Consider the following 24,901-nt stretch of genomic DNA (forward strand, 5'->3'; position numbering starts at 1 on the left):
GTCACATTCGCAGGAGCAATAATGGCTAAGCGCATTCTGGTTGTCGAAGATGAAGCCCCCATCAGGGAAATGTTGTGTTTCGTGTTGGAGCAGAACGATTATCAGCCGATAGAGGCGGATGATTACGACAGCGCTGTTAACCTGCTTATCGAACCCTGGCCCGATCTGATCCTGCTGGACTGGATGCTGCCCGGCGGCAGCGGCATTCAGTTTATTAAACATCTCAAGCGCGAAGCGATGACGCGCGACATTCCGGTGATGATGCTGACGGCGCGCGGCGAAGAAGAAGATCGCGTGCGTGGTCTGGAAGTGGGCGCTGACGACTACATTACCAAACCCTTCTCGCCGAAAGAGCTGGTGGCGCGCATCAAAGCGGTAATGCGCCGCATTTCGCCGATGGCGGTGGAAGAGGTGATTGAAATTCAGGGATTGAGCCTCGACCCTTCCTCGCACCGCGTCATGTCGGACACCACGCCGCTGGAAATGGGCCCGACCGAATATAAGCTGCTGCACTTTTTTATGACGCACCCGGAGCGCGTCTACAGCCGCGAACAGCTGTTGAACAACGTCTGGGGCACCAACGTCTACGTAGAAGATCGCACGGTGGACGTGCATATACGCCGCCTGCGCAAAGCACTGGAGCTGACCGGACACGATCGGATGGTGCAAACCGTACGTGGAACGGGGTATCGTTTCTCCGCGCGTTACTGATCGGAGTTTGCCTCGTGCTGGAACGCCTCTCCTGGAAGAGACTTTTACTGGAACTGCTGTTGGTCTGCCTGCCGGCGCTGCTACTCGGCCTGCTGACCGGCTATCTCCCCTGGTTCCTGCTGGGCGCCGTGCTGCTGTTGCTGGGCTGGCATTTCTGGAATCTGCTGCGGCTGTCGCACTGGCTGTGGACCGACCGCACCATGACGCCGCCCACCGGCCAGGCGAGCTGGGAGCCGCTGTTTTATGGCCTTTACCAGATGCAGCTGCGCAACCGCCGTCGCCGCCGCGAGCTGGGCAACCTGATCAAACGCTTTCGCAGCGGCGCGGAGTCGCTGCCTGACGCGGTGGTGCTAACGACCGACGAAGGCACTATTTTCTGGTGCAACGGCCTGGCGCAGCAGCATCTGGGGCTGCGCTGGCCGGAAGATAACGGCCAGAATATCCTTAACCTGCTGCGCTATCCTGAGTTTTCGCGCTATCTGCGCCAGCAGGAGTTTTCCCGTCCGCTGACGCTGGTGATGAACAACCAGCTGCATATGGAGTTCCGCGTGATGCCCTACAGCGAAGGCCAGTGGCTGCTGGTAGCGCGCGACGTGACGCAGATGCATCAGCTGGAAGGGGCGCGGCGCAACTTTTTCGCTAACGTCAGCCACGAGCTGCGCACGCCGCTGACGGTGTTGCAGGGCTACCTGGAGATGATGGGCGACGCGGTGCTGGAAGGCAAAGCGCGCGAAAAGGCGCTGCAAACCATGCAGGAGCAGACGCGGCGCATGGACGGGCTGGTGAAACAGCTGCTGACGCTGTCGCGCATCGAGGCGGCGCCCGCCATCGATCTGGCGGAGAAGGTCGACGTGCCGATGATGCTGCGGCTGCTGCAGCGCGAAGCGGAGACGCTCAGCGGCGGACGCCACGAGATTGCCTTTCATACCGATCCGCACCTGAAAGTTTTCGGCAACGAGGAGCAATTGCGCAGCGCCATCTCCAATCTGGTCTATAACGCGGTGAACCATACGCCGGAAGGAACGCGCATTGACGTCTGCTGGCTGCATAACAAACAGGGAGCGCTGTTCGCCGTGAAGGATAACGGGCCGGGCATCGCCGTCGAGCATCTGCCGCGCCTCACCGAACGCTTTTACCGCGTCGATAAGGCGCGATCGCGCGCCACCGGCGGCAGCGGGCTGGGGCTGGCGATTGTGAAACATGCCCTGAGCCATCACGGATCGCGCTTAACTATCACCAGCGAGCCGCATAAAGAGACCTGTTTCAGCTTTATTCTGCCGACAAGGTTGATTGTCGGCCCGCAACTGCCGGACAATGCGGCGCATAAATCCTGATGGACGCCAGGCATGAAAGTGATCATTACCGTAGCACTGCTGCTTTTTTCCGGCGCGCTGCAGGCTAAACCTGCGATACTGGCGGGCAATCTTAGCAGCGTCGGTTCCGATACGCTCGGCAACCTGATGGCGCTGTGGGGCGAAAGTTTTAACCGCCAGTATCCAGGCGTCAACGTACAGGTGCAGGCGGCGGGGTCCTCTACCGCGCCCACCGCTTTGGCTGCGGGCGCCGCGCAGCTGGGCGCCATGAGTCGACCGATGCAGCCGGCTGAACGCCAGCTGTTTCAGCAGCGCTACGGCTATCCGCCGCTGGCGGTGCCGGTGGCGCTGGACGCGCTGGTGGTCGTAGTGAATCAGGATAATCCGCTAACCCAGCTTAACGCACGGCAGCTGGACGCCATCTTTTCCATTACCCGTCGCTGCGGCGCTGCGTCTGCGCCGCGCGCCTGGGGCGACCTGCAATTGACGCAGCCCGGCTGGCAGCAGCGGCCATTGCAACGCTTAGGCCGCAACTCCGCATCGGGCACCTGGGGCTATTTTAAGCAGCAGGCGCTGTGCGGCGGTGATTTCCGTCAGGACGTCGGCGAATATCCCGGCTCGGCGGCGGTGGTGCAGGCGGTGGCCGCCAACCTCAACGCCATCGGCTACGCCAGCTTTGGGTTTCATATCAGCGGCGTAAAAATGCTGGCGCTGGCGAAAGAGGGTGAGGCAGTGATGCCTGATGCGACTACGATCCGCAGCGGTCGCTACCCCTACGCGCGACCGCTCTATATCTATATCAATAAGCCGCCGGGCAAGGCGCCGGAGCCGCTGACCGCCGCGTTTCTGCGTCAGGTGCTGTCGCCGGAAGGACAGGCGCTGGTCAGTCAGGCGGGCTACCTGCCGCTTTCCGATCGGCAGATTGCTGAGGCGAAAGCGCTGTTGCATCTCTGATGATGCGCTTGCGTCGTCGTTTTTGACGCGGGGCGTTACGCTTTTGTCGCTGGCTTCGTCACCGTAGTGCAGGAGTATGTTTTCCTCTCGTCTGCGGCAGAAATATCGCTCCGCTGTTTTACTTTTTTCCGGCGCGTCTGAGGGAGATTCAACGTCTTATGACCGTTTCTCATGATGTCAGCCTGTTCGCATTGCCCTAAAGGCGTTTTTACAGGCGTTTCACCTGTTAACATGAATATTATTCATGACTCATGAAATTTCTTCCCTTGCCGCCTGCTAAAAGTCATGAGAGTCTGCTTTCAGACATATAGACATCCAGAAGTCTTAAAAATCAGAGTCTGAAACTATTTCACCGGTAAATCAACGGGGCGGGATCATCGCCTCGTAACAGGAGTTGAACGTCATGCAAAGAACAACCGCCCCTTTCCGCGCCGACGTGGTTGGCAGCTTTTTACGTCCGGCCGCCATCAAGCGCGCCCGCGAGCAGTTTGCCGCGGGCGAGATTGACGCTGCCGCGCTGCGCCGCGTGGAAGATGAAGAGATCCGCCATGTCGTTGAGCAGCAGCTGGCTGCCGGATTACAGGTCGTGACCGACGGCGAATTCCGCCGCGCCTGGTGGCACTTCGATTTCTTCGATGGCTTACAGGGCGTAGAACGCTATGAGGCGGAGCAGGGCATTCAGTTCAACGGCATTCAAACCAAAGCGCGCGGCGTGCGCGTTACCGGCAAGCTCGGCTTCGGCGACCATCCGATGCTGGAAGATTTCCGCTACCTGAACAGTATCAGCGGCGACGCAGTGGCGAAAATGACTATCCCCAGCCCAAGCGTGCTGCATTTCCGCGGCGGCCGTAAAATGATCGACGCTGAAGTCTATCCCGATCTGGCGGACTATTTCGACGACCTGGCGCAGACTTACCGCGACGCCATCAAAGCATTCTATGATGCGGGCTGCCGCTATCTGCAGCTCGACGATACCGTCTGGGCCTATCTTTGCTCGGAAGATCAGAAACGTCAGATTCGTGAGCGCGGCGACAACCCGGACGAGCTGGCGCAGACCTATGCGCGCGTGCTGAATAAGGCGCTGGAAGGCAAGCCGGCCGATCTGACCGTCGGGCTGCATGTTTGCCGCGGCAACTTCCGCTCGACCTGGATTTCCGAAGGCGGTTATGAGCCGGTGGCGGAGATCCTGTTCGGCGGCGTCAACATCGATGCGTTCTTCCTTGAATATGACAATGAGCGTTCCGGCGGCTTCGAACCGCTGCGCTATATCAAGCCGGGCCATCAGCAGGTGGTGCTGGGCCTGATCACCACCAAAGAGGGCGCGCTGGAAGATCCGCAAACCGTGAAGGCGCGTATCGCCGAAGCGGCGCAGTATGTCGATATCAATCAGATCTGCCTCAGCCCGCAGTGCGGTTTCGCCTCGACGGAAGAGGGGAACAATCTGAGCGAGGCGCAGCAGTGGGAAAAACTGCGCCTGGTGGTGGATATCGCGAAAAACGTCTGGTAACTGGCGTAAATTTGTGCAGACAGGCGCGTGAAAACGCGCCTTTTGTGCATGCGGCCAGGATTAAATGAAGAAAATAACGCCGGGCTGGCGAAAAAAAAGTCACATCATGTAATGTCCTTTAGTCATAATTTGAAGTGATTCTCTGGTCTGAAATCTATATTCGTTATATCGTTCTGCTTTTCCGATCCTGTATTGCCTTTCTCCGCTATAAACGTTTTACTTATGCCCCTTATCGCGGTTTCCCTCTGTGAAAAGAACAAAATCAGCTCAAATCACCTGCGCCTGGCGTCGTGAATCAGCATAAATTCAGGTAATTGCCTGAGTCGCCAGCATTTGTAGCGCAGAGAGGGTGCGGTAAGCCTTAACACAACATCCACCGCAACATCAGTAGCAGGCAATACAGTTCTATGACACATCGTTTAACGTCGAAAGACATCATTGCGCTGGGCTTTATGACGTTCGCCCTGTTTGTCGGCGCAGGCAATATTATCTTCCCTCCTATGGTTGGTTTGCAGTCAGGCGAGCATGTCTGGATTGCGGCGCTTGGTTTCCTGGTAACCGCAGTCGGTCTGCCCGTGATAACGGTCATCGCGCTGGCGCGCGTGGGCGGCGGCATCGACGCGCTCAGCACCCCGATCGGCAAAGCGGCCGGCGTGCTGCTGGCGACGGTCTGCTATCTCGCCGTGGGACCGCTGTTCGCCACACCGCGTACCGCCACCGTTTCGTTTGAGATCGGCATTGCGCCGCTGACCGGCGACGGCGCGCTGCCGCTGCTGGTTTACAGCCTGGTCTACTTTGCGCTGGTGATTGGCGTATCGCTCTATCCGGGCAAACTGCTGGATACCGTTGGTCATATTCTCGCGCCGCTGAAAATTTTCGCGCTGGTGGTGCTGGGTATTGCCGCGCTGCTGTGGCCGGCGGGCAGCCCGATCACCGCGACCGACGCCTATCAGAATGCGGCGTTCTCCAGCGGCTTCGTTAACGGCTATCTCACTATGGATACGCTGGGCGCGCTGGTCTTCGGCATCGTTATCGTCAACGCCGCGCGTTCCCGCGGCGTGGAAGAGGCGAGTCTGTTGACGCGCTACACCATTCTGGCGGGTCTGATCGCTGGCGTCGGCCTGACGCTGGTCTACCTGAGCCTGTTTAAGCTGGGCGCGGGCAGCGGTTCGCTGGCCGATCAGAACGCCAACGGCGCCGCGATCCTGCACGCCTATGTGCAGCATACCTTTGGCGGCATGGGCAGCTTCTTCCTCGCCGCGCTGATCTTCATCGCCTGCATGGTGACGGCAGTCGGCCTGACCTGCGCCTGCGCTGAGTTCTTCGCGCAATACCTGCCGTTTTCCTATAAAACGCTGGTGTTTATCCTCGGCCTGTTCTCGATGGTGGTCTCCAACCTCGGCCTGAGCCACCTGATTCAGATCTCCATTCCGGTGCTGACGGCGATCTATCCGCCCTGCATCGTCCTGGTTGTTTTGAGTTTTACCCTGAGCTGGTGGAACAAAACCACGCGTATCGTTGCGCCGACCATGCTTGTTAGCCTGGTATTTGGTATCATCGACGCGATTAAAAGCACCGGCTTTAAAGATGCGTTGCCCGCCATTAGCCAGCACCTGCCGCTGGCCGAACAGGGACTTGCCTGGCTGCCGCCTTCGCTGGTCATGCTGCTTATTGCGGCGATCGCCGACCGCCTGATGGGCCAGCAACAGGTCAGGGCGCATCATTAAACCTGATTCATTCAGTTTAACCACGGGCTTGCCCGTGGTTTTTCATTTCCACAGGTAAGATGTCACTATGCAAGAAACCAATAAGCTCAAACGGGGATTGAGCACACGCCATATCCGTTTTATGGCGCTGGGGTCGGCGATTGGTACCGGACTGTTTTACGGTTCTGCCGATGCAATAAAAATGGCCGGGCCGAGCGTGCTGCTGGCCTATATTATCGGCGGCGCGGTAGCCTATATCATCATGCGCGCGCTGGGCGAGATGTCCGTCAACAATCCACAGTCCAGTTCCTTCTCGCGCTACGCACAGGATTACCTCGGTCCGATGGCGGGCTATATCACCGGCTGGACCTACTGTTTTGAAATTCTGATTGTCGCCATTGCTGACGTGACGGCGTTCGGCATCTATATGGGCGTCTGGTTCCCGGAAGTGCCGCACTGGATTTGGGTGCTGAGCGTAGTGCTGGTAATCGGCGGCATCAATCTGATGAGCGTCAAAGCTTTCGGTGAAGTGGAGTTCTGGTTCTCGTTCTTTAAGGTCGCCACCATCATCATCATGATCGCGGCGGGCTTAGGGATGATTATCTGGGGCATCGGCAATGGCGGCGAGCCGACCGGCATCCATAATCTCTGGACCAACGGCGGCTTCTTCGCCCACGGCGTCGTCGGCATGCTGCTGTCGCTGCAAATGGTGATGTTCGCCTACGGCGGCATTGAAATTATCGGCATTACCGCCGGTGAAGCGGAAGACCCGGAAAAATCGATTCCGCGCGCCATCAACTCGGTGCCGTGGCGTATCCTGGTGTTTTACGTCGGCACGCTGTTTGTGATTATGTCAATCTATCCCTGGAATCAGGTAGGCACGCAGGGCAGTCCGTTTGTACTGACCTTCCAGCATTTAGGCATCGCGGCGGCGGCGTCGATTCTGAACTTCGTGGTGCTGACCGCCTCGCTGTCGGCAATCAACAGCGACGTGTTCGGCGTGGGACGCATGCTGCACGGCATGGCGCAGCAGGGCCATGCGCCGAAGATGTTTATGAAAGTGTCGGATCGCGGCATTCCGTGGGTAACGGTCGTAGTGATGATGCTGGCGATGCTGGTGGCGGTTTATCTTAACTACCTGATGCCGGAAAAAGTGTTTCTGGTGATCGCTTCGCTGGCGACTTTCGCCACCGTCTGGGTATGGATTATGATCCTGTGCTCGCAGATCGCCTTCCGTCGAACGCTGAACAAGCAGCAGGAGAAAGCGCTAAAGTTCGCTATGCCGGGCGGCCGCTATACCGCCGCATTCGGCGTGCTGTTCCTGCTCTTTATTATCGGCCTGATTGGTTATTTCCCGGATACGCGCGTGTCGCTCTACGTCGGCGCCATCTGGATAGTGCTGCTGCTGGCAGGCTATAAGCTGATGATGCGACGTCGTTAATTTGCTCCATAAAAAAGCCGCAGCGATGCGGCTTTTTTTGTGCCCGTGGAAGCGTGGATCAACGCTCTGTTTTCTGTATCAGAGCCGGTCGCCCAGCGCGATGTTGCTGCCCAGCTCGGTCAGGTGATTAGCGTCATAATAGAGCGGCATATTATCTCTGGAGATAAGGCATCCCTCCGTCGAACAGAGATTTTCTTTTATCGACACCACCTTCACGCCGCGATCGCGCCAGGCGGTTAACATGCGCTCCATCTTAAGCTCCGGCAGATGGAACAGGTGGGTGCGGTCGCCTGGCATTGGCATGCCGTTCCAGCGTGTCAGAAACTGATTCAATTCCTTACGCAGCGGAATATTGCGGTTGTTATGCAGGCGCAGCGGATCGACATCAAGATTAGGCACATCTTCGATGATGGTGATTTTTTTACCTGCCGCCTGCAGGCGGGCAATGGCCTGCTCCATCCCCTGATTGAAGGCGACGTAGTTATCGTCGATATTCCCGGCGATATCGCGGTAACCAAAACCAGGAAGGATACTGATGCCGGACGTCCAGTAGGCGGAGATGATGACCTCATCGACTTTATCGCTTAGCGCAATATTCATTGCCGCCTCATTAAACTGCTGACATTGCCGCGCATGGTTCGGGTGATCGGAGACGTAGCGGGTAACGCCAGCCAGGAAAGGGCAGGATGCTTTAGTAATTTGCAGCAAAGGCTTATGTTTCTTCAATGCATATTGCGCCACCGCGCTGCGCAACGCGGCCGCATGGCTGTCGCCGAGCAGCGCAACGCCCGGCGTGGAGGTATCCGGCAGGCACAATTTATTGTAAGAAGGCGTACTGGTTCCATAGTCGCGCAGGCAGGGGTTGCTTTGCGCCGTAATTTTATACTTTTCACCCTCGTTCACCAGATCGTTCATACGATATTTCAGTCCGCCCATCATATAGGCCGAAAAGAATGCGACGGCCGCCACGCTGGAAATCAGGCAGTAGCCAGCGATGACCTTACGGTCGCTGCCGCTGGGCCGACGAAAGGGCTGTTCCACCCAATGCCAGGAGAGGGCCGCCACGGCGAAAGCCAGGGCGCAGATGACCAGCGCCTGTGTGACGTTCAGAGGACGATCGCTGCAGATGCGGGCGATGCTGAGTAACGGCCAGTGCCAGAGATACCATGAATAGGATACTTTACCGATATAACGCATTGGGCGGTTTTCCAGCAGCCAGCGGCTGATGGAGCCTCGCGCCGCCAGCAGCAGCACCGCGCCCAGTACCGGCAGCAAGGCTAAAAAACCGGGAAAGCTGTTGCCTTTCTCCAGCAGCATCGCGGGCAATATCAACAATAGCAGGCCGCTAAGCGTCAGGCTGTTCGCCGCTTTGCCGCCGACGGGCTGTGGCAGATAAAGCGCCAGCAGCACGCCTGCACCCAGTTCCCAGGCGCGGGTATGCAGCAGGTAAAAGGCGTTTTTCACATTTACCGGCGTCAGGATAATACTGGCGACCAGCGACAGCAGCGACAATGTCCAGATAACAGTCTTCGCCGACCAGCGTCGGCGGCTGGCCAACAGCAGAATAAAAGGCAGAATAAAGTAGAATTGCTCTTCAATTCCCAGCGACCAGGTCATCAACAGCGGATTTAAATCGGCTGAGCTGCTGAAGTAGTCGCTGCCTTTTAATAACGCGACGTTAGGCAAAGAGAGGAAAACGAAGGTGCCATATTTAGTGAGATCGCGGAATTCCAGCGGGGATAAAAGGAGATAACAGAGGGCGAAAATAACGGCCATCATAAAGAACAGCGCCGGGGCAATACGCCGAATTCGCCGAATATAGAAATTTTTAAAACTAAAAACGCCCTGACCGATTTCTTTATTAATAATGCCGCCGATCAGAAAACCGGAAATCACGAAAAAGGCGTCAACGCCGATAAAACCACCGCTTAATGGCGCGATGCCCGCATGAAATCCGACTACCAGCAGAATCGCCAGCGCGCGCAGGCCATCAATATCCGCCCGCCACTTTAGTGCATTTTGTTGATTCATAAAGCCATCCTGACAGTGTTTTTAAGATCTGTAATGGATGAGCAAGTGAAGTTATTATTATTTCATTTAAATCAAGGTGAAAGCGCCGCAAAAAATTGCTCACTGTAAATTTGACTTAAAAATATCACGAGAAGACTAAGCTTTATTGCAATGGTTTCCAACCCGCATGGGGGAAAAACAGAAAAAACTCAGGCGCATTCTGTTTATTAATGGCCCCAGTATATCCAGGGCCATTTTATTTAAAAAGAATACAGCGCGACGTTAGCGCACCGCTTTATCTGCTGTAAGGCCGGCGAAAGATTTTAGGTCATGCCCGGTTGGCGTTTGATGCACGCGCAGGCCGAAGGCTGGCAGCACGGCGTAAATATGGTCGAAGATATCTGACTGAATGCGTTCATATTCAAGCCAGACCGTCGTATTGGTAAAGGCATACACCTCCAGCGGCAGGCCGTCCGAACCCGGTGCCAGCTGGCGCACCATCAGCGTCATATTCTGATGAATATGCGGATGGCTTCGCAGCCAGGCTTCCAGCCAGGCGCGGAAGGTGCCGATATTGGTCAGGTGTCGTCCGTTCAGCGGCGTGGTGAGATCGCATGCCAGTTCAGCGTTGTGGCGAGAGATCTCTTCCTTTTTCTGCGTGATATAGGGCGTCAGCAGCTGCGCGCGCTGCAATGCCGCCAGCTCCTCTTCGCTGAGAAAATGAATGCTGGTGGTATCAATATTAAGGCTGCGCTTGATGCGACGTCCACCCGACTCCGACATGCCGCGCCAGTTTTTAAACGAGTCAGCGATCAGCGCGTAGGTGGGAATCGTGGTGATAGTATTATCCCAGTTGCGCACTTTTACCGTCGTCAGGCCAATATCGATTACCGCGCCGTCCGCGCCATATTTCGGCATATCCAGCCAGTCGTTGATTTTCAGCATATCGTTGGCAGAGAGCTGAATGCCTGCCACCAGACCCAGAATCGGATCTTTAAACACCAGCATCAGCACCGCCGTCATCGCACCCAGACCGGTAATCAACACCAGCGGCGATTTACCCAACAGCACCGAAATCATCATGATGGCGAACAAGATCGCCGCCACCAGCTTGATGCTCTGGAAAATGCCGCGCAGCGGCAGCTGGCGCGCCAGCGCGCTGTCGGCGGAAAGCTCCAGCAGAATATCCAGCAGCGAAAAGAGCATCAGCAGGGTGAACAGCATCATCCAGACCTGTGAGATAACCAGCAGCACCGCATACAGCGGCTCGCTGCTGTGCAGAAACAGGCTGGTCTGAATATTCAGCAGTACGCCCTGCAGCAGCAGCGCGAAGCGGTTAAACAGATGATTGTCGATTAACGATTTCGGCCACTGCTGGCTGGAGCCGTAGGCGCGGCGTCGCAGCATCGGCAGCACGGCGCGGTGCAGTATAAGATGGGCGATAACGGAAATCAGTAAAATTACCGCGACGACGGCGGCTAACGAAAGCGGGGTGGCGTAAGGCACGTCAAAATGACGCAGCCAGTAAAGGATCTGGTGTTGCATGATTTCTCCCTGAGATGTCGCTAATCCTGATAAGGCATAAAGCAGTGAAACGGGCGCGCCGTTCTAACGGCTTATCGCAGGGCAAGTCTATCAAAGCCCTGCGGAGAGGGATATCGTAAACTGACGGATCGTCGGGGGCTAAAGCTGCTGCTCAGCGGCGCGCGTCATCAGACGCGGATAGAACTGCCAGAACAGGGTTTCGAGCGCGGCGTAGTTGTCATGGAAATCGAGCCAGGAGTCGGCGAGCGCCGCCAGGCGCGGACGTCGCGCCGCCATGCCGCGCAGCACCTGTTGCAGATAATCGGCGTCGGCGTAGCGCTCCATCCAGCGTTCGCGCCACAGATAGCTATTAAGCCGCTGGAAGCCTTCGGGCGACTGCGACAGCATCGGTTCGATCTGCGCGCGCGCCTGCGCAAGGAACTGCGGCAGCGGCTGCGAGGGAGTTATTCGATCCCAGTGGCGCGACAGGAAATGATCCCAGACGACGTCCAGCGTAATCGGCGCGACGCGCCGCGTGACGTCGCGAAACAGACGCTTGGCGCTCAGCACCTCCGGCAGCGAGTCGGTCAGGGCGTCCAGTCGGCGGTGCAGGGCGATGCCGGCGGCGATATCCGCAGGCCAGTGCGGAAGCGGATCGCCGCGCACATAATCTGCCATCAGATTGCCTGGCAGTGAGCTGTCGGCCAGCGAGGCCAGATGAAGATGCGCAAGAAAGTTCATCCAGGCAGTATACGCTAACAGAATGGTTACCGGGTAACAGTTCAGAATTTGTCGCTTTTCCGCTAGACTATGCCGCCTGTTTGTTATCCGTAAGACATTTAGCATGCGCGTTGCCGATTTTTCTTTTGAATTACCTGAGTCGTTGATTGCCCACTATCCGCAGCCCCAGCGTAGCGGATGTCGGCTGCTGTCGCTGAATGGCCCGATGGCGCCTTAAGCCACGGCGTGTTCACCGATGTGCTTGATAAGCTGAATCCCGGCGATTTGCTGGTATTTAACAACACCCGCGTTATTCCGGCCCGTGTTTACGGGCGCAAAGCCAGCGGCGGCAAGATCGAGATGCTGGTGGAGCGCATGCTGGATGACAAGCGCGTGCTGGCGCACGTGCGCGCCTCGAAAGCGCCGAAGCCGGGCGCGGCGCTGCTGTTCGGCGATGATGAAAGCGTACGCGCCACGATGGTGGCGCGGCATGACGCGCTGTTTGAAATCGTCTTTGACGATGAACGTAGCGTACTCGATATTCTGAACGCCATCGGCCATATGCCGCTGCCGCCCTATATCGATCGTCCTGACGAAGAGGCGGATCGCGAGCTCTATCAGACGGTCTACAGCCAGAAGCCGGGCGCGGTCGCCGCGCCCACCGCCGGTCTGCACTTCGACGAGCCGCTGCTGGCGGCGCTGCGTGAAAAAGGGATCGAGATGGCGTTTGTTACGCTGCACGTCGGCGCCGGCACGTTCCAGCCGGTGCGCGTCGACAGCATCGAAGATCACATCATGCACTCCGAATACGCGGAAGTGCCGCAGGAAGTGGTGGATGCGGTGCTGGCCTGTAAAGCGCGCGGCAATCGCGTGGTGGCCGTCGGCACGACCTCGGTGCGTTCGCTGGAAAGCGCGGCGCAGGCGGCGCAGGACGCCCTGATCGCGCCATTCTTCGACGATACCCAGATTTTTATCTATCCCGGCTATCACTATCAGGTGATCGATGCGCTGATCACCAATTTCCATCTGCCGGAATCGACGCTGATCATGCTGGTGTCCGCCTTCGCTGGCTATCGCCATACCATGAACGCCTATCGCGAGGCGGTGGCGCAGCAGTATCGCTTTTTCAGCTACGGCGATGCGATGTTCATTACCCGTAATCCTCAGGCACCGAATGAAAAAGTCGGCGTCTGATTAGCCGGCGCCGCAGCGGCGGCGCCGTCATATTAACTGTGCATCAGACTGTTTCTCTGGTGGAGGCAACGTGAAATTTGAACTTGATACAAAAGATGGCCGCGCGCGTCGTGGCCGTCTGGTTTTCGATCGCGGCGTAGTGGAAACGCCGGCCTTTATGCCGGTGGGCACCTACGGCACGGTAAAAGGCATGACGCCGGAAGAAGTCAAAGAGACCGGCGCGCAGATCCTGCTGGGCAACACTTTCCACCTCTGGCTGCGTCCGGGGCAGGAGATCATGAAGCTGCATGGCGACCTGCACGATTTCATGCAGTGGCACGGGCCGATTCTGACCGATTCCGGCGGCTTCCAGGTCTTCAGCCTGGGCGACATTCGCAAGATCACCGAGGCGGGCGTGCATTTCCGCAATCCGATTAACGGCGACGCGATCTTCCTCGATCCCGAAAAATCGATGGAGATCCAGTACGATCTCGGATCGGACATTGTGATGATCTTTGATGAGTGCACGCCATACCCGGCGGACTGGGACTATGCCAAACGCTCGATGGAGATGTCGCTGCGCTGGGCGAAACGCAGCCGCGATCACTTCGATAAGCTGGGCAATAAAAATGCGCTGTTCGGCATTATTCAGGGCAGCGTTTACGAAGATTTACGTGATGTCTCTGTCAAAGGGCTGGTGGAGATCGGCTTTGATGGTTACGCTGTGGGCGGCCTGGCGGTCGGCGAACCGAAAGAAGATATGCACCGTATTCTGGAGCATGTCTGCCCGCAGATCCCGGAAGATAAACCCCGTTATCTGATGGGCGTCGGCAAGCCGGAAGACCTGGTCGAAGGCGTGCGTCGCGGCATCGATATGTTCGACTGCGTAATGCCGACGCGCAATGCGCGCAACGGCCATCTGTTTGTCACGGACGGCGTGGTGAAAATCCGCAACGCCAAACATAAAGATGACACCTCGCCGCTGGACGCCGAGTGTGATTGCTACACCTGTCGCAATTACAGCCGCGCCTACTTGCACCATCTCGACCGTTGTAACGAAATATTGGGCGCGCGTTTGAATACCATTCATAACCTGCGTTACTACCAACGCGTGATGGCGGGTTTACGCAAGGCCATTGAAGAAGGTAAATTAGAGCGCTTCGTCAGTGACTTCTACACGCGGAAGGGTAAAGCGGTTCCGCCATTAAACGTTTGATAATTAAACAATGAGGGAAAGTTGATGAGTTTTTTCATTTCTGACGCAGTGGCAGCAGCTGGCGCACCGTCTCAGGGGAGCCCGTACTCTCTGGTGATTATGCTGGTAGTTTTTGGCCTGATTTTCTATTTCATGATCCTGCGTCCGCAGCAGAAGCGTGCGAAAGAGCATAAAAAGCTGATGGATTCCATCTCCAAAGGCGATGAGGTGTTGACCACCGGCGGTCTGGTAGGTCGCGTGACGAAAGTGGCGGACACCGGCTATATCGCTATTGCCCTGAACGATAACAATGAAGTGGTTATCAAACGTGATTTCGTGGCTGCCGTCCTGCCGAAAGGTACGATGAAGGCGCTGTAATTATTTGTTTTCCCTAAGGGAACTGCCGTGTTAAACCGTTATCCTTTGTGGAAATACATTATGCTGATCGTGGTGCTTGCCGTCGGTCTGCTGTATGCACTTCCTAACCTGTATGGAGAGGATCCGGCCGTTCAGATCACTGGCGCGCGCGGAAGCGCCGCCAGTGAGCAAACGCTGGACCAGATCCAAAATGTATTAAAACAAGAGCATATCCAGAGCAAATCCATTGCGCTGGAGCAGGGCGCCATTCTGGCGCGTTTCGCCAATACGGATGTACAGCTGCGCGCCCGTGAAGCGCTGATGAAGACGCTGGGCGAAGATTATGTCGTGGCGCTTAACCTCGCCCCGGCCACGCCTAAGTGGCTGGAAATGCTGGCGGCGCAGCCGATGAAGCTCGGCCTTGACCTGCGCGGCGGCGTTCACTTCCTGATGGAAGTCGATATGGACACCGCGCTCGGCAAGCTGCAGGAGCAGAATACCGACAGCCTGCGCAGCGACCTGCGCGATAAAGGCATTCCTTACACCAACGTGCGCAAGATTGATAACTACGGCGTGGAGATCCTGTTCCGCGACGCCGCCGCGCGCGACAACGCCGTCAGCTACCTGACGACCCGTCATCGCGACCTGGTGATCAACAGCCGCGGCGATAACGCGCTGCGCGCCGTCATGAGCGATGAGCGTCTGCGTGAAGCGCGCGAATATGCAGTTCAGCAGAACATCAACATCCTGCGTAACCGCGTCAACCAGCTGGGCGTCGCCGAGCCGCTGGTGCAGCGTCAGGGTTCCGACCGCATCGTGGTTGAACTGCCGGGCATTCAAGACACCGCGCGCGCGAAAGAGATTTTGGGCGCGACCGCGACGCTGGAATTCCGTCTGGTAAATACCATCGTTGACGCTAACGCCGCCGCCAAAGGCCGCGTGCCGGGCGATTCTGAAGTGAAGCAGACGCGCGAAGGGCAGCCGGTCGTGCTGTACAAACGCGTGATCCTGACCGGTGACCATATCACCGACTCCACCTCCAGCACTGACGAATACAATCAGCCGCAGGTTAACATCTCGCTCGACAGCGCGGGCGGCAACATGATGTCGACCTTCACCAAAGACAACATCGGCAAGCCGATGGCGACGCTGTTTGTCGAATATAAAGACAGCGGCAAAAAAGACGCCAACGGCCGTGCGATTCTGGTGAAACAGGAAGAAGTGATCAACGTGGCGAACATTCAGTCGCGTCTGGGCAACAGCTTCCGCATCACCGGCATCAATAACCCGAATGAAGCGCGCCAGCTTTCTCTGCTGCTGCGCGCCGGCGCGCTGATTGCGCCGATTCAGATTGTTGAAGAACGCACCATCGGTCCGACCATGGGTCAGCAGAACATTACGCAGGGGCTGGAAGCGTGCCTGTGGGGGCTGATCGCCTCCATCGTCTTTATGGTGGTTTACTATAAAAAGTTCGGCGTTATCGCCACCACCGCGCTGGTCGCCAACCTGGTCCTGATTGTCGGCATTATGTCGCTGCTGCCTGGCGCCACCCTGACGATGCCCGGCATCGCGGGAATTGTGCTGACACTGGCGGTCGCCGTCGATGCGAACGTGTTAATAAACGAGCGTATTAAAGAGGAGCTGAAGAATGGGCGCACCGTTCAGCAGGCGATTCATGAAGGCTATAAAGGCGCGTTCTCCAGTATCATTGACGCCAACGTCACCACGCTGATTACCGCCATTATTCTTTATGCGGTCGGCACCGGCTCCATTAAGGGCTTCGCCATCACCACCGCGATTGGCGTGGGCACCTCGATGTTCACGGCGATTGTCGGTACGCGTGCCATTGTTAACCTGTTGTATGGCGGCAAACGCATCAACAAGCTGTCTATCTGAGGAGTAGGTTGTGGCACAGCAATATAGTGTTGAACAATTAAACTATGGCCGTAAAGTCCATGACTTTATGCGCTGGGATACGCTGGCCTTTACCCTTTCGGGGCTGCTGCTGATCGCGTCGGTGATCATCATGGGCGTGCGCGGCTTCAACTGGGGGCTCGACTTCACCGGCGGCACCGTGATTGAGATTACGCTGGAGCAGCCGGCCGACCTCGATACGCTGCGCGGTTCGCTGGAAAAATCGGGCTTCGTCGAACCGCAGGTGCAGAACTTCGGCAGCAGTCGCGACGTGATGGTGCGTCTGTCGCCGAACGCCGGTAACGCGGGTCAGGAGCTGGGCAACAAGGTCGTCTCGGTAATTAACCAGGCGGCGGGTCAGAACGCCACCGTGAAGCGCATTGAGTTCGTCGGCCCCAGCGTCGGCAGCGATCTGGCGCAGGCGGGCGGCATGGCGCTGCTGGTGGCGCTGATCTCTATCCTGATTTACGTCGGCTTCCGTTTCGAGTGGCGTCTGGCGCTCGGCGCGGTACTGGCGCTGGCGCACGACGTGATCATCACGCTCGGCATCCTGTCGCTGTTTCATATCGAGATCGACTTAACCATCATCGCCTCGTTGATGTCGGTTATCGGCTACTCGCTGAACGACAGTATTGTGGTCTCCGACCGTATCCGCGAAAACTTCCGTAAGATCCGTCGCGGCACGCCGTATGAGATCGTCAACGTCTCGCTGACGCAGACGCTGAGTCGTACCATCATGACCTCGGCGACGACGCTGGTGGTGGTGCTGATGCTCTTCATCTTTGGCGGCGCGCTGCTGGAAGGCTTCTCACTGACCATGCTGATCGGCGTTTCCATTGGTACTGTCTCTTCAATCTACGTAGCTTCGGCGCTGGCGCTGAAACTGGGTATGAAGCGAGAGCATATGCTGCAGCAGAAAGTGGAAAAAGAGGGTGCCGATCAGCCTTCGATTCTGCCGTAATCTCTACTCAGCCGTAATAAAAAGGCCGCGCAAGCGGCCTTTTTTATTGCGCCAGAGGCAAGGCATCGCCTCAGATTACGGCTGCGCAGAAGAAGCCGCCCCGTTTTGTTTGACAGCGGGCGCGCTGTTCGGCGCGGGCGTCAGCGGCTCGATGTCATGCACCCGCACGTAACCCAGCTGTTCCGGCGGCAGCCCGCTCAGGCGCAGCGGTACTGGCTGCTCGCTTTTCGGCAGCAGGGCATTGCGCACTTCAATGGTTTGCGACAGCGCGCCAGTGCTGAGCGGTTTGCCGGTGGCGGCGTCCAGCTCGCCCCATTCCACCTGCATCCGCAGGTTCTGCAGCGGCCTGTCGCCGGCGGCGCGCAGCGTAAGCAGGGCGCGCGTGCCGCTGGCTTCCGGCTCGATGCGCGTCAGCGACAGCATCAGCGGACCGGCGAGGCTTTGCAGCTCGACGCGGGTGCTGGCGGCAGGCAACAGCCAGGCGCCCTGGGTTGAGTGGCTGTTAAGCTGGTTTTGCAGCTCCAGCGCGCTGGCCTGACGCGTAAGCTGCGAGACCTGTTGGTTCAGCTGGCCAACTTCGCTATGCAGCGCCTGTGTGCTGGCGGACGGCGGCGCGGCGCAGCCGTTCAGCAGCGCGGCGCTCAGCAACGGCAGCAGGAAAAGCCCTTTTCTCATCTTCGTTCTCCTTTTAATGCGTTTACTCCCATAAGCTTAGGCGAAAGCGCGCAGGAGGGCGAAAAGGGCGGCAGGACGTGTCCGGACGCGCAGAAAAATGCGCTGACCACCCGCCGAGGCTTTGGTTGTCAGGGGCTTCAGGGTACACTAAGGTTTAATTTCGTGAAGAATCAGGATACGTCATGCATTGCCCATTCTGTTCCGCTGTGGATACCAAAGTGATTGATTCCCGTCTGGTCGGCGAAGGCACTTCAGTACGCCGTCGTCGTCAGTGCCTGGACTGTCATGAACGTTTTACCACCTTTGAAGTGGCGGAACTGGTAATGCCGCGCGTGATCAAAAGCAACGATGTTCGCGAACCCTTCAATGAAGATAAGCTGCGCAGCGGCATGGTGAAGGCGCTGGAGAAGCGTCCCGTGAGTTCAGACGCGGTTGAAAACGCCATCAGCCATATCAAAACGCAGCTGCGCGCCACCGGCGAGCGCGAAATCCCCAGTAAAATGATCGGCAACCTGGTGATGGACGAGTTGAAAAAGCTCGATAAGGTCGCCTATATACGCTTCGCCTCCGTTTACCGCAGCTTTGAAGATATTCGCGAATTCGGCGAAGAGATCGCCCGTTTACAGGATTAAGCCATGCGTGATGAAGAGTTTATGGCGCGCGCGCTGGAGCTTGCGCGGCGCGGTCGTTTTACGACGACGCCTAATCCCAACGTCGGCTGCGTGATCGTGCGCGACGGCGTTATCGTCGGCGAAGGGTGGCATCAGCGCGCCGGCGAACCGCACGCTGAGGTGCATGCGCTGCGCATGGCGGGCGACCGCGCGCGGGGCGCCACCGCCTACGTGACGCTGGAGCCATGCAGCCATCATGGACGCACGCCGCCCTGCTGCGACGCGCTGATCGCTGCCGGGATAAGCCGCGTGGTGGCGGCGATGCAGGACCCGAATCCTGAAGTGGCCGGCCGCGGTCTTTATCGCCTGCAACAGGCGGGCATCAACGTCAGCCACGGCATGATGATGGCGGAAGCGGAAGCGCTGAACCGCGGCTTTTTGAAACGGATGCGCACCGGCTTTCCCTTCGTGCAGCTAAAATTAGGCGCGTCGCTGGATGGCCGTACGGCGATGGCCAGCGGCGAGAGCCAGTGGATAACTTCGCCGCAGGCGCGACGTGACGTGCAGCGCCTGCGCGCGCAGAGTTCGGCGATCCTCAGCAGCAGCGCGACCGTGCTGGCGGACGACCCGGCGCTGACGGTGCGCTGGGACGAGCTGGGCGAACGGATTCAGGCGGACTATCCGCAGGAGAATTTACGCCAGCCGGTGCGGGTGGTGATCGACAGCCAGAACCGCGTGACGCCGCAGCATCGGTTGCTGCATCAGCCGGGCGAGACCTGGCTGGCGCGCCTTGAGGCCGATGAGAGCCAGCCGTGGCCGCCGACGGCGCGACAGCTGCGCGTGCCGGCGCGCGACGGCCGCGTTGATCTGGTGTCGCTGATGATGCTGCTGGGCAAGCAGCAGATTAACCACGTGTGGGTAGAGGCGGGCGCGCAGCTGGCGGGCGCACTGCTGACAGCAGGCGTGGTGGACGAGCTGATCGTTTATCTGGCGCCGAAATTATTGGGCGACGGCGCGCGCGGCCTGTGCGCGTTGCCGGGCCTGGCGCGTTTACAGGATGCGCCAGCCTTTCGCTTTAGCGAGGCAGTGCAGGTGGGTCCCGATCTGCGCCTGACGCTCCGACCGGTTTAGCGCCCTGCGGAAAAGCGGAAGCAGAGTGCGAAAGAGTATGATAGAATTCGCCCCCCTGCGGGGCCAATCAGAACCCTGAAAGGAAAACTATGAAAATTATCGAAGCTGCTGTTGCCACGCCAGAGGCGAAAGTCGCCATCATTATCGCGCGTTTCAACAACTTCATTAATGAGAGCCTGCTGGATGGCGCGATCGACGCACTGAAACGCATCGGTCAGGTGAAAGATGAAAATATCACCGTTATCTGGGTGCCGGGCGCCTATGAATTACCGATGACGGCGCGCGCCGTCGCCAATGCCGGCAAGCACGACGCGGTTATTGCCTTAGGCACCGTGATCCGTGGCGGCACCGCGCACTTCGAATATGTTGCCGGCGAAGCCAGCTCTGGCCTTGCCAGCGTCGCGATGAACAGCGACATTCCGGTCGCCTTCGGCGTCCTGACCACGGAAAATATCGAGCAGGCGATTGAACGCGCCGGCACGAAAGCGGGCAACAAAGGTGCGGAAGCCGCACTGACCGCGCTCGAAATGATTAACGTATTGAAAGCCATTAAAGCCTGATTTTTGTAAGGGGATTTTTGTGAAACCTGCTGCTCGTCGCCGCGCCCGTGAGTGTGCTGTCCAGGCGCTTTATTCCTGGCAGTTGTCCCATAATGACATTGCTGATATTGAATATCAGTTTCTCGCGGAACAGGATGTCAAAGACGTTGATATCAACTATTTCCGCGAGCTACTGGCTGGCGTTGCGACCAACAGCGCATACCTTGACGGTCTGATGAAGCCTTACCTGTCGCGCCAGCTGGAAGAGCTGGGACAGGTGGAAAAAGCTATCCTGCGCGTTTCTCTGTATGAACTGAGCAAGCGTAGCGATGTGCCCTATAAAGTGGCCATCAACGAAGGTATTGAGCTGGCAAAAGTATTTGGCGCTGAAGACAGCCATAAGTTTGTTAACGGCGTGCTGGACAAAGCCGCTCCGCAAATCCGCCCCAACAAGAAATAATCTATCGAGGCCGGAGAATATCCGGCCTTTTTCATTCAGGTTTAGCGGAAATTCATTATGTCATGTGGCGAATTTGAACTGATCGCGCGTTATTTTAATCGCGTGACAAGCTCACGTCGCGATGTGGAAAAGGGTATCGGCGACGACTGCGCATTATTAAACGTGCCGGAAAAGCAGACCCTGGCCATCAGTACCGATACGCTGGTGGAAGGTATCCACTTCCTGCGCGACATTCATCCTGCCGATCTCGGTTATAAAGCGCTGGCGGTCAACCTGAGCGATCTGGCTGCTATGGGCGCCGATCCCGCCTGGCTGACGCTGGCGCTAACTTTGCCGGACGTGGACGAGACGTGGCTGAAAGCCTTCAGCGACAGCCTGTTTGAACTGCTGGATTATTACGATATGCAGCTGATCGGCGGCGACACCACGCGTGGGCCGCGCAGCCTGACGCTGGGCATTCACGGCCTGGTGCCTGCGGGCAGGGCGCTGCGACGCAGCGGCGCGCGGCCGGGCGACTGGATCTACGTTACCGGCACGCTGGGCGACAGCGCGGCGGGCCTGGCGCTGTTGCAGCATCGCATGCGCATTACCGATCCGGCGGCGCACGAGGCGCTGATTAAACGCCATCTGCGTCCCATGCCGCGTATTTTGCAGGGCCAGGCGCTGCGCAACCTCGCCAGCGCGGCCATCGACATCTCCGACGGGCTGGTATCCGATTTAGGCCACATCCTTAAAGCCAGCGAGTGCGGCGCCCGCGTTAACCTTGACGCGCTGCCGCTCTCCACCGTGCTGCGCGATCATTTTGACAGCGAGCAGGCGCTGCGCTGGGCGTTAAGCGGCGGCGAAGATTACGAGCTCTGCTTTACCGTGCCGGAGATTAACCGCGGCGCGCTGGATGTGGCGTTGGGGCATCTTGGCGTGCCCTATACCTGCATCGGCCAACTGGGGCCAGAGTCGGAAGGGTTGGTGCTGTTACAGGACGGGAAGCCGACGACACTCAATCTGAAAGGATTTGATCACTTTGACGCGCGATAAAGATTTGGCGAAAAGCCGCCTGCGCCTGAGCAACCCGTGGCATCTACTGGCGACCGGCTTCGGCAGCGGCTTAAGCCCTTATGTGCCGGGCACCATGGGATCGCTGGCAGCAATTCCGTTCTGGTGGCTGATGGCCTTTCTGCCGCCGGATATCTATTCTCTGCTGGTGATGTTCGGCATCTGTATCGGCGTCTATCTTTGCCATCGCACGGCGAAAGATATGGGCGTTCACGATCACGGCAGCATCGTCTGGGATGAGTTTATCGGTATGTGGATCACGCTGATGGCGATTCCGGCAATGACCTGGCAATGGGTGCTGGCCGGTTTCGTGATTTTCCGCATACTGGATATGTGGAAACCCTGGCCGATCCGCTGGTTCGATCGCAACGTGCATGGCGGCATGGGAATTATGGTGGATGATATTATCGCCGGCATTCTTTCCGCCGTGCTGCTGTGGTGGATGGGTCTGCACTGGCCGCTATTTTGATGAAGGTATGCGGCGAATCCTGCTCGTCGCATACCCGTTACTGACATCCTGCCTGGATGCTTCTGATAATCTGTTCCCGCTATTTACTCTTCTGTTTCTAAAACGATTTTCTGTAGTCACGAAAAAAAGCGATGAGTTCTTCCGCATAGAGCTCAGGTTCTTCCATGGCGGCAAAATGACCGCCGCGAGGCATGTCTCTCCAGCGACAGATATTGTAATTTTTTTCTGCCCAGCTTCGCGGCGGCGGCAGAACATCGGCAGGGAAACAGGCTATGCCTGTTGGCACCTCGCTTTTTTGCAGCGGGGGAAGCGAATGGAGGTTTTCATAATAGATATTGTTGGACATTGCTGGCGAGCCGGTGAACCAGTACAACGAAATATTGGTCAGGATGTCATCCCTGCTGAAGCGGCTGAACAGGGCTTCATCGCAACCGCTCCACGACCCGAATTTTTCAACTATCCATGCGGCAAGGCCGGCTGGCGAATCATTAAGCCCGAAGGCCAGGGTACGAGGTTTGGTGGCTTGTATGGACATATAGCCACCTTCCTGGCTGATCCATCGAATCGCCGAGCGGCGATATGCCTGTTCTTCTTCCGTCAGCGTTTCCGGTTCCGCATGCGCCATCAAATCTCTTACGATGCCGATATCCGTAAGATGTATTGCGGTAAGGCGCTCAGGGTAGAATGCTGCCAGGTAACGGGTTACGCCTGAACCCAGGTCGCCGCCAGCGGCATAAAATTTTTCGTATCCGAGGATGTCTGTCATAAGCGTTAGCCACAGGCTGGCTACCTGGGCGTTATTGAGCCCTTCAGGCTGCGGACAGGAAGAAAAACCAAATCCTGGAATAGAGGGAACGATAACATCAAAAGCCTCTTCCGGGCTCCCGCCGAAGCGGGCTGGATCGGTTAACCGCGGGATAATCCTTTGATAACGTATAAATGAGTCAGGCCAGCCATGCGTAAGAATCAGGGGAACAGGCGAGGGGCCTTTTCCTCGCATGTGAATAAAATGGATAGGGTACCCATCTACTTCGCTACGGTAATGAGCAAAACGATTTAATTCGGCTTCCTGCTTACGCCAGTTAAATGCTTCTCGCCAGTATTCCACTAGCGGCTTCATAAAATTTACCGGTGTGCCTTTCCCCCAGGTTTCTTCAACTGGCCAGCAAGGCCACCGGGTATTTTTAAGCCTGAGGTTGAGATCATCAAGCTGTGATTGCGGAATATCAATCGTAAAGCGCTCTATAGCCATCATTATTCTCCTGCCGCCGATTTCAGCACGCCGTGAAAGGGAATATTGCTGCATTGTCAGTTCAGCTTAAGCGCGCCGAAAAATAAGAGCAGGACATTCTGGCATCATTTCAGGACAACTTTTCCGCGCCGAAGCGTTGGCGGTACTCGGAAGGCGTTAATTTCAGTCCACGCTCAAAGGCGCGGCGCATCTTCAGCACATTTTTGAAACCGGTTATGGTCGCTACCTGCTCTATTCTTAACGGGCTTTGTTCAAGCAGCGCTCTTGCCGCATCCAGTCGCGCAGCCTCAACATACTTTGCCGGGGTGGTGCCGGTTTCGCGGGTAAATACGCGGACGAAATTGCGCGGGCTCATCGAAACTCGACTGGCAAGAGAATCAATCGTCAGATTTTCAGCAAGGTTTTCCAGTATCCAGACCTGAAGATCGCGCACGGGCCCAGGCTGAACGGCCTGATTAACCACATACCGGCTAAATTGTGATTGCCCTCCGGGACGCTTCAGGAACATAACCATATCCTGAGCAACGCTACGTGCATGCTGAAAGCCGTAATCTTCTTCAATCAGAGCCAGCGTAAGATCGAATCCCGCGCTAACGCCTGCCGAGGTCCATATTTTACCGTCACGGGTATAAATAGAATCCTCATCCACCTTTACGTTGGGAAAACCGGTTTTAAGTACATCCAGAAGCTGCCAATGCGTGGTTGCCTTGCGCCCGTCCAGCAATCCACTTTCAGCCAGTAGCAATGAACCACCGCATATGGATACCACCCGACGCGCATAAGGCTCAGCTTGCCTGAGCCAGTTTGCTATCAGACGACGTTCATCCTTATCCATACCCCGACCGGTCACAATTATCGTGTCCCAACCCGCGTTTACGCTGAGATCGGAAAGGTAATGATTAACCGAGAGGCGAATGCCTGAAAAGCCTTTTACCGCCGTGTTGCTTTTACCCGCCGTTATGCTCACCTGGTAGGCTTCTCCGCCGCCTGTAAACCGACCGGTGCGGCTGGCATGCGATAAAATTTCAGCAATCCCCGCGGCCTCAAACAGCATGCCGCCTTCAGGAATAATAATAAGAACTTTTATCATGAGAATTTCGTCATGAGACATTCGAGGGCCATTCAGAACGCCTATTATACTCGGAAACGGTATCCATTATCGTCAGCGCGAGATGGTTGCATGCTGAAGAGAGTTGCTTCTGCGCCCGTACTGGCTTTACCAAAA

At 57.2% G+C, this 24,901-nt stretch carries 22 protein-coding genes and 1 pseudogene; 17 read left to right on the top strand and 6 right to left on the bottom strand.

Translation table 11 applies throughout. The features are described 5' to 3' along the window. Positions 1 to 21: 21 nt before the first annotated feature. The 6 genes from phoB to proY all read left to right on the top strand — a co-directional run bounded on the left by phoB (position 22) and on the right by proY (position 7,632). On the top strand, positions 22 to 711 hold the full coding sequence (gene phoB, locus C2E16_RS05535; RefSeq protein ID WP_038627659.1) for a phosphate response regulator transcription factor PhoB: 690 nt from the start codon (positions 22 to 24) through the stop codon (positions 709 to 711). 14 nt (positions 712 to 725) lie between these two features. Next, a complete protein-coding gene (phoR, locus tag C2E16_RS05540; protein ID WP_038627658.1) occupies positions 726 to 2,045 on the top strand; it encodes a phosphate regulon sensor histidine kinase PhoR in 1,320 nt (439 codons plus the stop codon). Positions 2,046 to 2,057: 12 nt separating this feature from the next. Next, entirely contained in the window at positions 2,058 to 2,978 is a 921-nt protein-coding gene (locus tag C2E16_RS05545) for a PstS family phosphate ABC transporter substrate-binding protein (RefSeq protein ID WP_084970418.1), read from the top strand. Positions 2,979 to 3,381: 403 nt separating this feature from the next. Then, entirely contained in the window at positions 3,382 to 4,485 is a 1,104-nt protein-coding gene (locus C2E16_RS05550) for a cobalamin-independent methionine synthase II family protein (RefSeq protein WP_084970419.1), read from the top strand. A 407-nt stretch (positions 4,486 to 4,892) separates the two neighbouring features. Next, a complete protein-coding gene (brnQ, locus tag C2E16_RS05555; RefSeq protein ID WP_038627653.1) occupies positions 4,893 to 6,212 on the top strand; it encodes a branched-chain amino acid transporter carrier protein BrnQ in 1,320 nt (439 codons plus the stop codon). A gap of 67 nt (positions 6,213 to 6,279) precedes the next feature. After that, the gene (proY, locus tag C2E16_RS05560) at positions 6,280 to 7,632 is read left to right on the top strand and encodes a proline-specific permease ProY (RefSeq protein WP_038627652.1); all 1,353 of its coding nucleotides are present in this window, start codon (positions 6,280 to 6,282) and stop codon (positions 7,630 to 7,632) included. Positions 7,633 to 7,710: 78 nt separating this feature from the next. Here the strand turns inward: proY and C2E16_RS05565 are convergent, their stop codons facing one another. The 3 genes from C2E16_RS05565 to C2E16_RS05575 all read right to left on the bottom strand — a co-directional run bounded on the left by C2E16_RS05565 (position 7,711) and on the right by C2E16_RS05575 (position 11,907). Continuing rightward, entirely contained in the window at positions 7,711 to 9,663 is a 1,953-nt protein-coding gene (locus C2E16_RS05565; RefSeq protein ID WP_084970420.1) for an acyltransferase family protein, read from the bottom strand. A 261-nt stretch (positions 9,664 to 9,924) separates the two neighbouring features. Continuing rightward, positions 9,925 to 11,187 carry a mechanosensitive ion channel family protein gene (locus tag C2E16_RS05570; RefSeq protein ID WP_038627651.1) on the bottom strand — a complete coding sequence of 421 codons (1,263 nt, stop codon included), beginning with the start codon at positions 11,185 to 11,187 and terminating at the stop codon, positions 9,925 to 9,927. 138 nt (positions 11,188 to 11,325) lie between these two features. After that, the gene (locus C2E16_RS05575) at positions 11,326 to 11,907 is read right to left on the bottom strand and encodes an ACP phosphodiesterase (protein WP_084970421.1); all 582 of its coding nucleotides are present in this window, start codon (positions 11,905 to 11,907) and stop codon (positions 11,326 to 11,328) included. A 103-nt stretch (positions 11,908 to 12,010) separates the two neighbouring features. Between C2E16_RS05575 and queA the strand changes: the two are divergent. The 5 genes and pseudogenes from queA to secF all read left to right on the top strand — a co-directional run bounded on the left by queA (position 12,011) and on the right by secF (position 17,486). Then, positions 12,011 to 13,080 (top strand): annotated as a pseudogene (gene queA, locus C2E16_RS05580) (tRNA preQ1(34) S-adenosylmethionine ribosyltransferase-isomerase QueA). 70 nt (positions 13,081 to 13,150) lie between these two features. After that, a complete protein-coding gene (tgt, locus tag C2E16_RS05585; RefSeq protein WP_038627646.1) occupies positions 13,151 to 14,275 on the top strand; it encodes a tRNA guanosine(34) transglycosylase Tgt in 1,125 nt (374 codons plus the stop codon). Between the two features lie 24 nt (positions 14,276 to 14,299). Next, positions 14,300 to 14,632, top strand: coding sequence for a preprotein translocase subunit YajC (gene yajC, locus C2E16_RS05590; protein ID WP_038627644.1), 333 nt, complete (start codon positions 14,300 to 14,302; stop codon positions 14,630 to 14,632). Positions 14,633 to 14,659: 27 nt separating this feature from the next. Next, positions 14,660 to 16,507 (top strand): protein translocase subunit SecD, encoded by a 1,848-nt coding sequence (gene secD / locus C2E16_RS05595; protein ID WP_071883699.1) that lies wholly within the window; start codon positions 14,660 to 14,662, stop codon positions 16,505 to 16,507. 10 nt (positions 16,508 to 16,517) lie between these two features. Next, on the top strand, positions 16,518 to 17,486 hold the full coding sequence (secF, locus tag C2E16_RS05600) for a protein translocase subunit SecF (protein WP_038627642.1): 969 nt from the start codon (positions 16,518 to 16,520) through the stop codon (positions 17,484 to 17,486). Positions 17,487 to 17,561: 75 nt separating this feature from the next. Here secF and C2E16_RS05605 read toward each other — a convergent pair whose 3' ends face one another. Then, positions 17,562 to 18,161: a DUF3251 domain-containing protein gene (locus C2E16_RS05605; protein ID WP_052133930.1), complete on the bottom strand. Its 600-nt coding sequence runs from the start codon at positions 18,159 to 18,161 to the stop codon at positions 17,562 to 17,564. A gap of 182 nt (positions 18,162 to 18,343) precedes the next feature. Between C2E16_RS05605 and nrdR the strand changes: the two genes are divergently transcribed. The 6 genes from nrdR (at position 18,344) to pgpA (ending at position 22,424) form a co-directional block, all read left to right on the top strand. Beyond that, the gene (gene nrdR, locus C2E16_RS05610; RefSeq protein ID WP_038627640.1) at positions 18,344 to 18,793 is read left to right on the top strand and encodes a transcriptional regulator NrdR; all 450 of its coding nucleotides are present in this window, start codon (positions 18,344 to 18,346) and stop codon (positions 18,791 to 18,793) included. A 3-nt stretch (positions 18,794 to 18,796) separates the two neighbouring features. Next, the gene (gene ribD / locus C2E16_RS05615) at positions 18,797 to 19,903 is read left to right on the top strand and encodes a bifunctional diaminohydroxyphosphoribosylaminopyrimidine deaminase/5-amino-6-(5-phosphoribosylamino)uracil reductase RibD (protein WP_104951439.1); all 1,107 of its coding nucleotides are present in this window, start codon (positions 18,797 to 18,799) and stop codon (positions 19,901 to 19,903) included. Positions 19,904 to 19,992: 89 nt separating this feature from the next. Continuing rightward, complete coding sequence (gene ribH, locus C2E16_RS05620) at positions 19,993 to 20,463, top strand: 6,7-dimethyl-8-ribityllumazine synthase (protein WP_038627637.1); 471 nt, start codon at positions 19,993 to 19,995, stop codon at positions 20,461 to 20,463. 19 nt (positions 20,464 to 20,482) lie between these two features. After that, positions 20,483 to 20,902: a transcription antitermination factor NusB gene (gene nusB, locus C2E16_RS05625; protein ID WP_038627635.1), complete on the top strand. Its 420-nt coding sequence runs from the start codon at positions 20,483 to 20,485 to the stop codon at positions 20,900 to 20,902. Positions 20,903 to 20,959: 57 nt separating this feature from the next. Next, positions 20,960 to 21,937, top strand: coding sequence for a thiamine-phosphate kinase (gene thiL, locus C2E16_RS05630; protein WP_038627633.1), 978 nt, complete (start codon positions 20,960 to 20,962; stop codon positions 21,935 to 21,937). Beyond that, on the top strand, positions 21,915 to 22,424 hold the full coding sequence (pgpA, locus tag C2E16_RS05635; RefSeq protein ID WP_103790984.1) for a phosphatidylglycerophosphatase A: 510 nt from the start codon (positions 21,915 to 21,917) through the stop codon (positions 22,422 to 22,424). The genes thiL and pgpA overlap by 23 nt, the downstream gene beginning before the upstream one ends. A 97-nt stretch (positions 22,425 to 22,521) precedes the next feature. Here pgpA and C2E16_RS05640 read toward each other — a convergent pair whose 3' ends face one another. Beyond that, positions 22,522 to 23,679, bottom strand: coding sequence for an epoxide hydrolase family protein (locus C2E16_RS05640; RefSeq protein ID WP_244555255.1), 1,158 nt, complete (start codon positions 23,677 to 23,679; stop codon positions 22,522 to 22,524). A 106-nt stretch (positions 23,680 to 23,785) separates the two neighbouring features. After that, the gene (locus tag C2E16_RS05645) at positions 23,786 to 24,766 is read right to left on the bottom strand and encodes a GlxA family transcriptional regulator (protein ID WP_084970024.1); all 981 of its coding nucleotides are present in this window, start codon (positions 24,764 to 24,766) and stop codon (positions 23,786 to 23,788) included. Between the last annotated feature and the right edge of the window lie 135 nt (positions 24,767 to 24,901).

Origin of the sequence: Mixta calida, assembly GCF_002953215.1 — a bacterium.
Lineage (GTDB): Bacteria > Pseudomonadota > Gammaproteobacteria > Enterobacterales > Enterobacteriaceae > Mixta > Mixta calida.